Source organism: Thiocapsa sp. (genome assembly GCF_018399035.1).
GTDB lineage: Bacteria > Pseudomonadota > Gammaproteobacteria > Chromatiales > Chromatiaceae > Thiocapsa.
The window spans coordinates 1-14925 of the sequence record NZ_CP073760.1; the positions used below are offsets into that span (position 1 = coordinate 1).

Below are 14925 nucleotides of genomic sequence, written 5' to 3' on the forward strand. Positions count from 1 at the left end.
GTCGCCCTTGTATGTTCTGTTCTGAAGGGATTGACAAGGAAAGCGATAAACGGACTTTATGAAGAGTGCCCGGAAGCCGTTCGCCCCTGAAGCCTGGATGTCGTGTTCCGCTGTTCAGAGCTTGCATGTAGATGGGCTCCCGCCCTCTTCGCCCATACCGAAGAGTATCCGAGGCCGTGGACATGTCCGGGAGCCTGCATACACAAGGTCGGTAGGCGAGGGTACAGGGTCGGGGAACCGGGAATCATAATATCGCGTTGCATCCTGAAGAGACAGACGATGAATACAGCCGGAATCGATGTGGCCCACAAGACCCTGGCGCTGGCCGTCAGCACCGAGGAGAAGCTCGGCAAGGTCCGCGAGTTTGCCAACACACCAAGCGGTCATGCCGCGCTGATTAAGCGCCTTGCAAGGTGCGCGGGTGGAGCGGGTGTGCCTGGAGGCGACCGGCAGCTATCACCTGACCTGGCGCTGGCCATCGATGCGGCCGGGTTGGCGCTCATGGTGCTCAACCCCAAGGCCGCCAAGCGCTTTGCCGAGGCCTTGCAGACGCGCAACAAGAGCGATGCGGTCGATGCCGGGGTGCTGGCGCAGTTTGCCCGGCGCATGCCGTTCGAGCCATGGCGGCGCCCGGCGACCGAGGCACTGGAGCTGCGCGCCTGCGCCCGGCGCCTGGAGGCGTTGGTGGTCGATCGCACGCGGGCGAAGAATCAACTCCACGCGCTGCTGCAAAGCACGACCACGCCGGCCGTGGTGCTGGATGACGTGCGCCTGAGCATCCACCAGTACACCGCCCAGATTGATGCCCTGCGTGACTGGGCCGATGCGCGCATCAGCGCCGACGAGGAGCTTGCGCAGGTCTACCGGCTGCTCACCGGCATCCCCGGCATCGCCGCCGCCAGCGCCATCCAGCTCATGGGTGAGCTGCTGGTGCTGCCCGAGGACATGCGTGCCAAGCAATGGGTCGCCCTGGCCGGACTGGATCCGCGCCAGAGCACCTCGGGCACCAGCGTGAACAAACCCCCGCGCCTGAGTAAGGCCGGCAACGCCCACCTGCGCAAGGCGCTGTTCATGCCCGCGCTGAGCGCCGCGCGCCATGAACCGCACGTCAACAGCTACTACACGCATCTCATCGAAGCGCGCGGCCTGAAGAAGATTCAGGCCATCTGCGCGGTCATGCGCAAATTGCTGCATGCCATCCATGCCATGCTCAAGCACCGCCAAGCGTTCGACGGCAGCCGCTTCTGCTTGCTTCGCGAGGCCGCGGCATGAGCACCTCGGCGATGTCCGCCACGGCACCCTCCTCGGTTGGCCCGACAGCACGCGCGTGGCCGTCCAAGAGCCGCCGCCAAGACGAGCGCGTTCAACCACCACGGCGCAGGGCATTCATTGATCAAAAACCAGCAGCAGTCGCGTCGCAGACGCTCGCAGCCAGCAGCGGCTTCAGTGCGGCGCAGTGTGGGCAACGGGTGAATGAGTGTGGTCAAGGTGGGGGCAACCCGCCGGGAGCGGGTTGTCCCCGGCTTGTCCACACGCCCGCTTGCGGCATTCACGTGTTGTCCACACGGAGTCCGCCCGCGCCCCACCCGCAGCCAAGCCCCATCCATCATCGAAGGTGGGTCCGATGGGGTTGGCAGCTGCTCAACGACCATCCCGCCGAAACAACGATGAGGATAGAAAAAAATGATGGATAGGAGGCAAATCGGACTTGCGTCAGAACAGAGTATCTACAACGATCCATGTCGTACCGGGCATGGTTCAGCGACCGAGACGCTCGCCCCAGGTCTGTGCCGCCGCGATGATCCGAGCGTTGTCGAGCCCGGTGGGCAGGCCGTCGCGGATCACGTGGCGGCCCCGCACCCAGACCTGACGCACCTGTTGCTGACTGGCTGCGTAGACCAGTTGGGAGACCGGGTGATAAAGGGGCTGGGTGTGGGAGTCCCGCAGATCCAGCGCGACCAAGTCCGCTGATTTCCCGGGCTCGAGCGAGCCGATCTCGTCCTCCAATCCGAGCGCTCCGGCGCCGTTGATCGTCGCCATCCGCAGGGCGGTCGCGGCCGGCAGCGCGGAGGCCGAGCCGGCCACCCCCTTGCCGAGCAAGGCGGTCGTGCGCATCTCTCCGAGCATGTTCAGATCATTGTTGCTTGCTGCACCGTCGGTGCCGATCGCGACATTGACCCCTGCCTCCAAGAGCTTTGCGACCGGGCAAAATCCGCTCGCGAGCTTCAGATTCGACTCCGGGCAATGCACCACATGGGCACCGGTGTCGGCCAAGAGCGCAATCTCGTCCTCCTCGAGTTGGGTCATGTGGACGCACACCAGTCCGGGGCCGAGCAATCCGAGCCGATTCAGCCGCGAGAGGGGCCGTTCTCCGTGGTCGCGCAGCGACTGGAGAATCTCGTCGCGTGTCTCGTGGAGATGGATGTGGATCGGGACCTCCAGCTCGTCGGCGAGCGCACGCACGCGTTGCAGCGGAGCATCCGATACCGCGTAGGGCGAATGCGGCGCGAAGGCGACCCGGATCAACGGATGGTCCCGATAGTGCTCGTGCAGGGCGAGCCCTTTGGCGATGTACTCGTCGGCATTCGCGGCATAGCCGGTGGGGAAGTCCACGACGATCATGCCGATCAGGGCCCGCATCCCGGCCTCGGCGGTCACCTGAGCCGTGACCTCCGGATGGAAATACATGTCGTTGTAACAGGTGATGCCGCCGCGCAGCATCTCGAGCACGGCCAGCCGGGTCCCGTCGGCGACGAACGCGGGATCCACCCAACGCTGCTCGGCCGGCCAGATATGCTCGTGCAGCCAGGTCATGAGGGGCAGGTCGTCGGCCAGTCCTCGCATCAGCACCATGGCCGCGTGGGTGTGCGCATTGATCAGGCCCGGGATGAGTAGGTGCCCCGGGAGATCGATCACCCGTTGGGCATCGATACTGCTGCGCGCCTCTTCGGACGGCAGCACGGCGAGGATACGCCCGTCCGCGATCGCGACCGCATGATCGGTGAGCTGACGATCTCGTGGATCGACGGGCAATACCCACTGGGCATGGATCAGAAGCTCGGCTTGCATCGGTCGGTCCTTTCAGTCGGGGCGGGGGATGGGTGACAATGGCGAGAACATGCCACAAGGAGCCCCCGATGAAAACAACGACCCCGACCGTGCCGACCCCGGACGACGCGGCACTCTGGCACGAGGGTGCCCTCTATCTCGCGGATCAGCGTCTGCTGCCCGACCGCGCGGAGTTTTTGCGACTGACCGATGCGGGAGCGGTGGCCGATGCGATTCGTGCCATGGTGGTGCGCGGTGCGCCGGCCATCGGTGTCGCTGCGGCCTACGGGGTTGCGTTGGCGGGGCGCGACGTCTACGCGGCCGCCGGTGCCGGCTGGAAGGCGGCGATCGAATCCGACCTCGATCGCCTGGCTGCTTCGCGGCCGACCGCGGTCAACCTCTTCTGGGCGATCGATCGGATGCGCCGCCTGATCTCAGGTTTGGATGAACGCGATCCCTTCCCGGCCTTGGTGGACGAGGCGCTGGCCATCCATGCCGAGGACCGTGCGGCCAATCATGTGATCGGCGATCTGGGCGCGGCGCTGATCGAGGGTCCGACCGACATCATCACGCATTGCAACGCCGGGGCGATCGCCACCGGCGGCTACGGCACCGCGCTCGGCGTCATCCGCAGTGCCTATGCGGCGGGCAAGGTCGGGCGCGTCTTCGCCGACGAGACACGCCCCTGGATGCAGGGGGCGCGACTCACCGCCTGGGAGCTGATGCACGACGGCATCCCGGTGACCCTGCAGGCAGACGGCGCGGCGGCAAGCCTGATGGCCGGCGGCTCGGTCGGCTGGGTGATCGTCGGATCGGATCGCATCGCCGCCAACGGGGATGTCGCCAACAAGATCGGGACCTACGGCCTCGCGATCCTCGCGAAATATCACGGCATCAAATTCATGGTCGCGGCACCCACGTCCACCATCGACATGGAGGTCGCCCGCGGCAAGGAGATTCCGATCGAGGAGCGCGATCCGGAAGAGCTGCTGAGCTGCGGCGAGCGGCGTCTCGCACCCGTCGGATGTGTCGCCCGCAACCCGGTGTTCGACGTCACACCGGCGGAGCTGGTCGATGCCATCGTGACCGAGTGCGGGGTCGTGCTTCGGCCGACGAAGGAGAAAATGCGGGCCTTGATGGGCGGATTCGGGCTCTAAACCGCGTCCGGAGCGAGATGCTCACTTTCGAGTGAGTTCGAAGGTTGGTGAATCCACGCCCCTTAGCGGGGGGCGCGGTTCAGGAATTTAAAGAACAAGGAAGGTTAAACCGCGTCCCGGACGAAGCGCGGGTCTGCTCTCACCGTTGGACTCACCTTGGCTCAGCATCTCGTTCCGGACGCGGTTATGTCGGGGTGGTCGGATTCTTCCGGCCACTCCCTGACCCCTACTCTCGGCGGCGGCGCAGCGTCACGCTCTCCCCGCCGATACCCCAGTTGTCGGTCTCCACCTCGTCGATGACGACCATCGTCGTCTGCGGATTCTTTCCGAGCACGTCGACCAGCAGCTGTGTGACGCCCTGGATGAGTGCCGCCTTCTGCTCCGCGGTCGCACCCTCGCGGGTGATCTTGATGTTGACGTAGGGCATGACGCTCTCCGGTTGATCCGAGCTGGATAAGGAAACAGCGAAAAACAAAACGACGTGACCGGGGACTGCCGGGTTTGCACATAAACCCGCCCACGTCGCCGATCGCAGCAGTGCGTAGAGAAGGTCGGTGGGCGGGAACAGAGGCGACTAGCTTACCCGGTGAAGGGCCGTCGATCCAGGGTCGGTGTCACGACGACACCTTAAGCCCTAAGCGACGCGGAGACGCGTGCGTGATGGGACGGGGGCCTGCAGACGAAGCCGTCGTCATCGTAAAACCCGGTGCCGATGAGGTGGCGGTGACGTCACCGAGGGTAAAACACCGGGCCAGCGACAGGGACGTCGGAGGTGAAGGGCGGAACACGTCAGCGGTCGATGAAGCTCGTTAAAGACCGTGGATCCGAGACCAGCCCGAATGGGGGCCGGCGAGTGTCCGAGACGTAGACATCGGGTGAATCGTCGGCGTGGTTGCTGACAGGTCCATGCAAAGCGACGCGTGAAATGAGCCGAAGAGACCTATTGACCGACGAGCGCAGACTCTTCGAGGACCTTTGCGCCAAGAACTACCGGGCGGAGGGACTCCGGAGGAGTTTGATGTGAGTCGGTGGATACGCCTTGCGTGAGGAGCCGTGTACGGACCCGTACGCACGGTTCTGTGGGCAGACGGGGGCCTCCGGCCCCCTCTGACCCGATCCAGCCCGCGCCAAGGGCATCAGACCGAGACCCGGCAACGCGGCGGTTTGGAGGATGGGTTTCGCTGCGCTCTACCCATCCTAAGCGATCGGGTTTGGTTGACGGGGATGGTTTCCGGCAGTTCGGTTTGTTCAGCGCATTCGAAAGGGTGTGTCGCTGATGTGCTCGACCGATGGGCATCGGTGATAGAAGTCACGCTGATCGCTTCCGCCGGCGTACACCCATGCCGTCAGTCCGTGTGCGACGGCGAACTGCACCGCTTCCTCGATCAAGGCCCGCCCCAACCCGTAGCGACGCCATTCAGGCGCGACGAAGACGCTCAGATGCGCATTGCGCGGTCGCTCGCAAAACGGTTTGAACCAACGCACCAAGCTCCAGCCGAGGATCTCGGATTCCGAGCGCGCCAAGAAGCACAGCGCCTGCTTCGGATGCTCGCGAAGAACGGCAAGCATGTGGGAGTCGCCGGTGCCGTCGGTGAGAATGCGCAGGCGATGGCGCTCCGATGACGTCAGCGCCGACAATGGCTTTTCCTCGATCCGGACCTCGTATGTCGCGGGCGGTCCTTCCGACGTGTGGACCGAGCCATCCGGACGTGTTGCGCCGTGGGGTTCCGGATCCCGGCACGCGACACGATCCCCGTCAGGCTGATCGCCCTGTTTTCCGCCGGGCGAGACAGGGCCGCTCTCGGTGGGGCAACGCATCGGTTTCGGGGACGGGGAGTCCGTCGATGCGAGGCCGGCGACAGGACGGCGAGTAGCATCTATAATTCTAATGGTAGGCATAGAAATTCGAAGGACTTGAGACAAGATTTGTGGAGAAATGTGTCGAGGCCGCTGCCGCGAGCCTTGCAGCCCGGCCGGCCGTCGAGATCCAGTCCGGGTGCAGCGATCCCGGCGTGGACCCGGGCGACGCTCGAGGGCATTGTGCTGGGCACGCAGGTCGCGGTTTGTTTGACCGGCGCCGTCGATGCCGGCCTTCAAGGAGAGACGAATATTCCTGCCACCATTATCGTCGTCGAAGACGACCCGCGCATGGGTCGTGTCCTTGCGCGTCATCTGACGCGCGCGGGTTACGCGGTGTCGGTCGCCGCCAACGGATCCGAGATGCGCCGACTCTATCGTCACGAGGGCGCGGATCTTGTGCTCCTGGATCTCAATCTGGGTGCTGAGGACGGCATGGATCTGACCCGCGAGCTCGTCGGCTCCACCCCCGCTGCCGTCATGATCCTGACCGGACGCGATGATCTCCAAGATCGCATCGTCGGCTTGGATGCCGGTGCCGATGACTACATCACCAAACCCTTCCAGGTCGAGGAGCTGCTCGCACGCATCCGAGCCGTCCTCAGACGGCACGCGTTCGAGGCGAGCCGTCACGAGTCGATCCAACTGGGCACGGTGAGGCTCGACCCGAGCGCCCAGAGCCTGAGCGACCTGTCCAGCGGGGTCTCCCTGCGATTGACCGAGACGGAATCCCGTATCCTGGAGACCTTGATGCGTCAGCACGGACGGGCCGTGAGCCGCGCACATCTGCTGCACCGCGAGCCCTTGACCCCGGAAGACCGCACGATCGATGTCCACATCGGCAACATTCGGCGCAAGCTGCGTGACGGCGGTATCGGCACCCTCGTGATTTGGCCGGTACGCGGCCACGGCTACCGTCTGAGGCTCGAGAGCGAATGACCGATTCCGATGCCCCAACGGGACTCGCCACGCGAGCCCGGGGCGACGCCCCGGGATAAGGATCTTAAGGTGATTTCCGGGAAAGCATCGACCAACATGTAGGGGCGACTTTAGTCGCCCGGTAAGCATTGGCAACACGCACGGCCGGGATGATCATTCCCGGAAATCGCCTAAGCCCTGAAGGGGCGGCCGAACGCTTTGATGTGCCTTTGATGTGTCGATCTTAAACCGCGCCCAGCGCGGTATGTGATGTTTTTGAATGGGATCGGCCCCGGCAGACTCGACGATTGTTGGAGCTGGCGCGGTTTAATCAGGTAACCCTTCACAAATCTTTACTTGCAGCAATCGAGTTTGGCTTGGACTAATGCGCTATTGTCTCGAAGCGCTTTGACTCCGCCGGGTGCACTGACATCGCACATCGCTCGAGGACAGGCGAGGAGTCGGGATCGACGTCTTGTCCCGAAAGGAGAGTCACCATGCGTTTGATCTGTCTCGATGACGATCCTCGAATCGAGGCCGTTCTGGGACGTTTCCTGAAGCGGTTCGGGCATGCCGTGGATTTCCACGTGTCGATCGCCTCCTTTAAGGCCGCGCTTGCGTCCGATACCCCCGAGCTTGTCCTCCTCGATCTGGGTCTGGGCCGGGAGAACGGCATCGATGTCATCCACTGGCTGTCGGAGACCCACCCGGGATTCCCCTCGTTCTCCTTTCCGGACATGGCGACGATCTGCTCGATACCGCGCGACGCATCGCCCGCTCGACCGGAATCGAGGTCCTCGGGGCGGTCTCCAAGTCCCGGATGGTGAAGGATCTTCCCGCAATCCTGCAGAGGGGCGTCAAGGCGGCATCGCAAAGGCCGCACCAAGACCCGCAAGCCGGGGCCGGCATCACCCGGCAGGATCTGGAATGGCAGATCCGGAGCGGCGGTATCGTCGCGTATTTTCAACCCATCGTCGCGCCGGCCGACGGGCGGTTGAAGGGCGCGGAGGTGCTCGCGCGCCTGCGGCTGCCGAGCGGACAGATCCTCGGTGCGGGCGAGTTCATTCCGCTCGCCGAATCGAGCGGGCTCATCTACGAGGTCACCGAGACCCTGTTCGAGCGTCTGATCGAGTCGCGCGAGACGATTGCCGCGTCGGGCCTGACCTTCATCGCGGTCAACCTCTCGCCGCTGATCCTGCAGCAGGAACGGGCCTTGGTCTTGGTGCGCCGCTTGGTCGACGGGCTCGGGGAATCTGCGCCGTCAAGATCGAGATGACCGAGAGCGCGGCAACCGCCTATCCCGACATCGTGCGCAGCGTGGCGGCTCAGATCCATCTGATGGGCGTGTCGTTGGCGATCGACGATTTCGGGATCGGCTATTCCTCGATGCGGGCGCTCGCCGAGCTCCCGTTCGACACGTTGAAGATCGATCTGTCGTTCGTCTCGGAGATGTTCGATTCACCGAAAGCGCTGAAATTATTGCGCGCCATGATCAGTTTCGGTCAGACGCTGGAGCTGCAGGTGGTTGCCGAAGGGGTGGAGACGGAGGCGCAGCGGCGCTTGTTGCTTGAAGCAGGCGTCGATTTCGCGCAAGGCTATCTGTTCGGAAAGCCCATGACAGCGGAGTTGCTGGCGAGCAACTTCTCCGTGCCGAAGACGGATGCCAATCCCGAACCCGGGTCTAAACCGGACCCGGACCCGGACCCGGAGCCGGAGTCTTCGCGCGCGCCGAGCGTGCCGACCGGGCGCATCAACGGGGGCGAGATCGGGGGAACCATCATGGTCGTCGATGACGACCAACGCATGCTGCATGCCATCGCACGCATGGTGACGGCCTGGGGTTACCGCTGCGAGACCTTCACGGATGCACGCACCGCATTGCAGATCTGCGAAGACACTGCCCCTGCACTGCTGATTGTCGATATTTACATGCCGGAGCTCGACGGGTTCGAGGTGATCAAGCGGATGCGCCAAATCGCGCCCTCGACGCGCATCGTCGCGGTGAGCGGTGATGTGGTCCGCGGGCACCACACCAACGTCCTGGACATGTGCCGAGTCTTGGGTGCGGATGCAATTCTGCAGAAGCCGATTGCCCCGGAACGCCTCGAAGCGACGCTCGAGCGTTTGATCGGTGGGCCGGATCAGAGCGAGTCGGGCGGTGCGCCCGTCGCGTCGGTGCGCTCGCCGGGTCCGCAGCGGGTCGAGGATCCGCAGAGCGATGACCGCGCCGCGGTCCCGTAGCGCCGGGCCGCTCGGTCCGGCCCTCAAGGGCATGGGCATCCCGGATGTCGCTAGGGAAAGGTGCAAGAACAAGCAAATGCGGAGCGACAGGAGTGAAACAGCCGTCCAGCCTCGCCGACCCGGCTAGCCCCGGCGCTGCCATGAGTCGGGTCCACACCGTTGCCCTCACGCTCCTGCTGGCCGTGCTCGCCCTGGCCGGCAACCATTTCAACCTCACGCTCTTCTTCGGTCTGGACATCCTCTTCGGGTCCGTGGCCGTGCTCTTGGCCATTGTCTGGCTCGGGACCCGCGCCGGCTTGATCGTCGCGACCGCCTCCGGTGTCTATACCTATTTCCTTTGGGGTCATCCCTTCGCGTTGCTGATTTTTCTGGCCGAGGCGGCCTTCGTGGGCTGGCATCGGGATCACGCGCGACGACGCGCCCGCGAGGTGCCGATGCTCGGTCTCTCGGTGGCGCTCTATTGGGCTTTGCTCGGCGTCCCCCTGGTTCTGCTCTTCTATCGTCTGGTCATGGGGATGGTCTGGCACCAGACCCTGGTGGTCGCGGTCAAGCAGTCCCTGAACGGTATCCTGAACGCGGCCTTGGCGGGGCTGGTGATCATGGTCGTCGCCGCGGCGAGACGCCGCCCCGGCATTCTCTCGGCCCGGCAGGTGCTGTTTACGCTCTTCCTTTCCGGGTTTCTGCTGCCGTCGATCTTCCTCGTTGCCTGGGAGAATCGCGATCTCAAGGACCGTTTGGAGCAGGATCTCGCCGATCGTCTGAGGATTTTCGGTGTGCTCGCCATTCACGATCTCGGCAGGGCCCCACCCGCAACCACGAGCGAAGCGGCCCGGATCCTGAGCCATGTACAGGAGATGACCCGGCTCTTCGGCAACACACTGCCCGAGTCCGCCAAGCTCGAGGTGCGTCCGATCGGGCTGTTCGGGGGCATCGGGCCGACCGCGGGTGCGTCGCAGCGGCGCGTTGCCCGAACCGCGGCGGAGGATTTGATGATCGTCGTGCCGGAGGATTGGCATCCCTCGCGGATGGCGCTCTGGCGGCAGGCGCGCTATCGCATGATCCTGCCGCTTACCGACCCGACAGTGGGCGCGGGTCTGTCGATCGAGCTCAGTGCGGCCCCGCTGATCGAGGAGCTGCAGCGCACGGTGCTGCGTCTGCTGACGCTCCTCTTGGCGATCGCCGGGATCGCGATCCTGCTGGCCGACCGATTCGCCGTGCTGCTGGTGCGTCCGTTGAAGCAGCTCGTGCAGATCGCTGCCGAGGTGCCCGCTCGGGTCGTCGCGGGCGAGACCCTGCCCATCCCGTCGCCCGGGCTCTTGGCCGAAGGACGGGCACTGACCGACGCCTTCGGGGTCATGGCCAACGGCCTCGCCGAGAGCTTCGCACGGTTGGCCGCGAGCGATGCGTCGCTGCGCGAGGCGCAGGCAATCGCGCATCTCGGCAGTTGGGACTTCGATTACGTCAGTGGCCGGCTCGCCTGGGACGTCGAGACGTTTCGACTGCTCGGGTATGCGCCCGACGCCGTCACGCCGAGCCTGGAGGCGTTTTACGCGGTTGTGCCCGAAGAGGATGCGGCGAGGGTTCGGGCCGAGATGGAGGCCGTCCTCACCCGCCCCGATGGTCTTTTTGCCGTGGAGCATCGGGTGCTGGGTTCAGACGGTGTGCTGCGGATCCTTCGCGAGGAGGGCCGCGTGCATTTCGCCGCCGACGGCGTGCCCCTGAGGCTTGCCGGGACGTGTCTCGACATCACGGCCCAGCGCGCGGTCGAGGATGCCTTGCGGGCGCAGGAGGAGCGCTATCGTCTGGTCGTGGAGAACATCGCGGATCTGGTGGTCCGCACCGATGCGCACGGTCGATTCGCGTATGTCAGCCCCTCCTATTGCAGGCTCTTCGGTCGCGACGAGGCCGAGCTGATCGGCCATCACTTCATGCCGCGCGTCCACCCGGACGACCGAGAACACACGGCGGAGGCCATGCGTGCGCTGCAGAACCCGCCTTACACCTGTCGGATCGAGCAACGCGCCGAGACGGCGCGGGGTTGGCGGTGGCTGCAATGGGTCGACCGCGCCGTGCTCGACGCGGAGGGCCGCGTCGACGCGATCGTCGGGATCGGGCGAGACATCACCGAGCGCAAGGCCGCCGAGTCGGCGCTGGCGGAGGAGCGTCGCCGTCTCGCCGACATCATCGCCGGGACACAGGTCGGGACTTGGGAGTGGGATCTCGTCACCAATGCATTGACGGTGAATCCGCGCTGGGCCGAGATGATCGGCCGCCGCCTCGAGGATCTCGAGCCGACCACGATCGAGACCTGGCGGATGTTCTGTCATCCCGAGGATCTCGCGAGGTCCGAGAGCGCGGTCGCGCGGCATCTCGGCGGCGAGACCGACCAATACCGTTGCGAGCTGCGGATGTTGCACGACGACGGCCGTTGGATCTGGGTTCAGGATCAGGGGCGCGTCTCGGCGCGCGACGCGCACGGTCGGCCGCTGCGCATGGCGGGTATCCACGAGGATATTACCGTCCGCCAAGAGGCCGAGATCGAGCTGATGCGGCGCGAGTCCCTCGAGCGCGAGCTCCTCGGGCTGGCTTCGGATTTCGTCGCTGTCTACGACGAGGAACTCGACCCGCTGATCAACCGAACCCTCGAGCGGCTCGGCGGCTTAACCCGATCCGATCGGGCCTATGTGTTCCGATTCGATCGCGTTGCCGACACCATGAGCAACAGCCATGAGTGGGTCGCCCCGGGGATCGAGCCGATGATCGGGCATCTGCAGCAGATGCCGATCGAGCACTTCTCCGCCTCGATGCAGCTTCTCGAGTCCGGACAGGCCGCCGTGGTCCCGCGGGTGGCGGAGCTCCCGGACGCCTGGGCGGGGGAGCGCGAGACCCTGCAGTTCCAAGCGATCCTGTCGCTCGTGCTGGTGCCCCTGCTGCAGGATGAGCGCCTGATCGGTTTCGTCGGCTTCGATGCGGTGCAGGCGCCGCGGGACTGGTCGGAGGCGGAAGTCCGCTTCCTGCGGGTCTTTGCCAGCATCCTGGTGAGCGCGTTCGAGCGCGCCCGTATCTACTCGGAGCTTCGCGACAGCAACCGGCGTTATGACCAGCTCGCGGTGCAGAGCCGGATCGTCAGCTGGGAGGTCGACGCCGAAGGTCTCTACACCTATCTCAGTCCGGCGGTCGAGGTCGTCTGGGGCTACCGCCGCGAGGCGCTGGTCGACCGGAAGCACTTCTTCGATCTGGTGCCCGAGCTGTTGCGGGACAGCGTCAAGGCCGAGGTCATGCCGGGTTTCGCGCGCTTGGATCACTTCACCGACCTCGTCAATCCCATCCGTTGCGCCGACGGCTCGACGATCTGGGTCCTGAGCAACGCCGTTCCGGTCGTCGCCGAGGACGGCACGCTGCTCGGCTACCGTGGCACGGATGTCGATATCACCGAGCGGTATCGGGCGCAGGAGCAGCTCGCGCAAAGCGAGGCCCGTCTGAGCGCGGTCGTCGAGAATGCGCCCATCGGGATCGCGATCGCGGATCCCGACGGGCGAGTGCATCTGGCCAATCGCGCGCTCGGCGAGTTTCTCGGCTATGCCCCGCAGGATCTGCTCGGGATGCACTTCGACGAATTCACCTGTCCGGACGATGTGACGACGGAGCTTGCCTTGTTTCGGGAGCTTGCGGCGGGACAACGCAACCTCTACCGAATGACCAAGCGCTATCGCAAGGCCGACGGGGCGATGGCGTGGGGTGATCTGCGGGTCGTCTTGCTGCCCGGTCGGGCCGAGGATCGGCCCATGGCGCTCGGGATGGTCGAAGACATCACCGAGTTTCAGGCCGCGACCGAGCGCAAGCGCGAGCTCGAGGCGGTGCTGCTGCACTACACCAAGAACCTGGAATCGCTGGTCGATCTCGCCAGCCGGGCCTTGCCGGCGAGCGAGGAGCTTCGCGCCCTCCTGCAGTTGGGGTGCGAGGGGCTGGGCATGGCTGCCGCCGACATCGGAGCGATCGGAGCGGACCGGACCTATCGCGCGGTCGCCCGTTATCCGCACGCCGATGGATCGCAAGTCGGGTCTGTCCCCGCGGCCTGCGTCGGGCTGGACGCGGACGCGCAGGAGCCCGGTATCCCGCACATCTTGGTCGGCTCGCAGCTGCCCGAAGGGGCTCGGCAGGCAGGCTACGTCTCCTGTGTGCGCATGGCGTTGCAGTGGACCGGACCCGGCGGTCGGGCCAGTGCCCTGGTGATCAGGTTTTGGGGACGCGCCGACTTTCGCGCGCTGTCGGGTCCGGACCGAGAACTGGTTCGGCTGATCGGTCAGCGCATCGTCGCTTCGCACTACGAAGAGCAACTTCAGGCCGCACTGATCGGCGCGAAGGAGCGCGAGACCATCGGTCATCTCGCGAGCGGCGTGGCGCACGACTTCAACAACCTGCTCGGGGTGATCGACGCCAACCTCTATTATCTCGAAGCCATCCTGAGCGGCGAGCAGGGCGACCCCGAGGTGGCACAGGTCATCGAAGAGACCCAGAGTGCGCTCGGTCAAGCGAAGGTCGTCACCTCGGGCATGCTCTCGCTCAGTCGCGCAGGCGGCATCGTGCCGGAGAGCGTGGCGCTCGAGAAGACGATTCGCGAGCTGGTGACGATCCTGAGACAGCTCCTCCCGGCCAAGATCAACCTCGGGCTGGATCTCGAGCCCGGACTCGCGGCCATGAGCAATTCCGCGTTCCTCCAGGCCGCGTTGCTGAACCTCGTCCTGAACGCGCGCGATGCGATGCCCGATGGCGGGGATCTGCTGATCGCCGCACGGACCGTCGCGTGGGATGCCCCCGTCCCGCTGGCGGTCGGTCGACTCGATCCGGGCGAGTACGTCCAGATCCGCGTTGTCGACACCGGCTGCGGGATGGCCGACGAGGTCCTGGAGAGGCTCTTCGAGCCGCTGTTCTCGACCAAGGCCAAACAACGCGGGCATGGGCTCGGCATGTTCATGGTGCAGGAGTTCGTCATGCGCTCCGGTGCGGGTCTGGCCGTCTCCTCGCAGGTCGGTCGGGGCACCGAGTTTCGTCTCCTGATGCCGATCGACCACCAAGAATCCCAGCAGCTCGACCTGACAGCGTCGTCAAACGCGCCTTCGACCAAGCCCCTGCTGCGGGTTCTCGTCGTCGACGATGACCCGCGTGTCAGGGACTCGGTCGGGCGATTGCTGATGTTGGACGGCATGCTGGTCTCGTTCGCCGAGAATGGCCAAGACGCCCTCGATCGCTTGCGACGCGATGCCGACTTCGACCTGGTGTTGTCGGATCTGGCGATGCCCGTTCTCGACGGCGCTGCCCTGTGCGCCGCGCTGGCGCAAGCGTTTCCGGATCTGAAGGTGATCCTGATGACCGGCCAAACCCCGTCGGCCTTCTCGCTCGGAGGCCTTGCCGGACGCGCCGCGCGTGCTGCGCAAACCCATCGATCACGGCGCGCTTCGCGCCGCGATCGCGGAGGCGAGCGCCCGAGTCGGCTCCTGACCCTAGAGGGATGCGACGGGGATCTCTTTACATTTCTTTGTTGGAGCAGTGCAGCCCTGTTCGCGTAGGCTAGCCGCCTATGCTCGATTTCCTTCTGAACCGCTTGCGACGCAGCGATCGGACACGATACTTGTTTTAACGCTTTCCGAAATCCGCGTAAGGTATCGACCGATACAGGCTGCGCTTGGCCATGCGGTGCGCTGTC

10 protein-coding genes are annotated in these 14925 nt (G+C 65.1%); 7 read left to right on the forward strand and 3 right to left on the reverse strand.

Going from position 1 to position 14925, the window contains the following annotated elements; translation table 11 throughout:
* Nucleotides 1-279 precede the first annotated feature (279 nt).
* The gene (locus KFB96_RS00005; RefSeq protein ID WP_213501636.1) at nt 280-1272 is read left to right on the forward strand and encodes an IS110 family transposase; all 993 of its coding nucleotides are present in this window, start codon (nt 280-282) and stop codon (nt 1270-1272) included.
* Nucleotides 1273-1758: 486 nt separating this feature from the next.
* Here KFB96_RS00005 and KFB96_RS00010 read toward each other — a convergent pair whose 3' ends face one another.
* A complete protein-coding gene (locus KFB96_RS00010) occupies nt 1759-3069 on the reverse strand; it encodes a TRZ/ATZ family hydrolase (RefSeq protein WP_213458381.1) in 1311 nt (436 codons plus the stop codon).
* A gap of 68 nt (nt 3070-3137) precedes the next feature.
* On the opposite strand from KFB96_RS00010, the gene mtnA reads away from it, so the two are divergent.
* Nucleotides 3138-4205, forward strand: a complete 1068-nt coding sequence (gene mtnA, locus KFB96_RS00015) for an S-methyl-5-thioribose-1-phosphate isomerase (RefSeq protein ID WP_213458382.1) — start codon at nt 3138-3140, stop codon at nt 4203-4205.
* A 226-nt stretch (nt 4206-4431) separates the two neighbouring features.
* Here the strand turns inward: mtnA and KFB96_RS00020 are convergent, their stop codons facing one another.
* Entirely contained in the window at nt 4432-4632 is a 201-nt protein-coding gene (locus tag KFB96_RS00020; protein ID WP_120798956.1) for a 4-oxalocrotonate tautomerase family protein, read from the reverse strand.
* Nucleotides 4633-5453: 821 nt separating this feature from the next.
* Complete coding sequence (locus KFB96_RS00025; RefSeq protein ID WP_213458383.1) at nt 5454-5843, reverse strand: GNAT family N-acetyltransferase; 390 nt, start codon at nt 5841-5843, stop codon at nt 5454-5456.
* Nucleotides 5844-6245: 402 nt separating this feature from the next.
* Here KFB96_RS00025 and KFB96_RS00030 point away from each other — a divergent pair, with 402 nt between their 5' ends.
* The 5 genes from KFB96_RS00030 (at nt 6246) to KFB96_RS00050 (ending at nt 14788) form a co-directional block, all read left to right on the forward strand.
* The gene (locus KFB96_RS00030; protein WP_300971190.1) at nt 6246-7001 is read left to right on the forward strand and encodes a response regulator transcription factor; all 756 of its coding nucleotides are present in this window, start codon (nt 6246-6248) and stop codon (nt 6999-7001) included.
* Between the two features lie 476 nt (nt 7002-7477).
* A complete protein-coding gene (locus KFB96_RS00035) occupies nt 7478-7807 on the forward strand; it encodes a response regulator (RefSeq protein WP_213501638.1) in 330 nt (109 codons plus the stop codon).
* Complete coding sequence (locus KFB96_RS00040; RefSeq protein ID WP_213501640.1) at nt 7801-8256, forward strand: EAL domain-containing protein; 456 nt, start codon at nt 7801-7803, stop codon at nt 8254-8256. The genes KFB96_RS00035 and KFB96_RS00040 overlap by 7 nt, the downstream gene beginning before the upstream one ends.
* Complete coding sequence (locus KFB96_RS00045; protein WP_213501642.1) at nt 8253-9221, forward strand: EAL domain-containing protein; 969 nt, start codon at nt 8253-8255, stop codon at nt 9219-9221. The genes KFB96_RS00040 and KFB96_RS00045 overlap by 4 nt, the downstream gene beginning before the upstream one ends.
* A 92-nt stretch (nt 9222-9313) precedes the next feature.
* A complete protein-coding gene (locus KFB96_RS00050) occupies nt 9314-14788 on the forward strand; it encodes a PAS domain S-box protein (RefSeq protein WP_213501644.1) in 5475 nt (1824 codons plus the stop codon).
* Nucleotides 14789-14925: the final 137 nt, after the last annotated feature.

What these genes read in the sequence shown, in the direction of transcription:
- KFB96_RS00005 (WP_213501636.1), top strand. Translation starts at nt 280, where the DNA reads ATGAATACAGCCGGAATCGATGTGGCCCACAAGACCCTGGCGCTGGCC.
- KFB96_RS00010 (WP_213458381.1), bottom strand. Translation starts at nt 3,069, where the DNA reads ATGCAAGCCGAGCTTCTGATCCATGCCCAGTGGGTATTGCCCGTCGAT.
- mtnA (WP_213458382.1), top strand. Translation starts at nt 3,138, where the DNA reads ATGAAAACAACGACCCCGACCGTGCCGACCCCGGACGACGCGGCACTC.
- KFB96_RS00020 (WP_120798956.1), bottom strand. Translation starts at nt 4,632, where the DNA reads ATGCCCTACGTCAACATCAAGATCACCCGCGAGGGTGCGACCGCGGAG.
- KFB96_RS00035 (WP_213501638.1), top strand. Translation starts at nt 7,478, where the DNA reads ATGCGTTTGATCTGTCTCGATGACGATCCTCGAATCGAGGCCGTTCTG.
- KFB96_RS00040 (WP_213501640.1), top strand. Translation starts at nt 7,801, where the DNA reads ATGGTGAAGGATCTTCCCGCAATCCTGCAGAGGGGCGTCAAGGCGGCA.
- KFB96_RS00045 (WP_213501642.1), top strand. Translation starts at nt 8,253, where the DNA reads ATGACCGAGAGCGCGGCAACCGCCTATCCCGACATCGTGCGCAGCGTG.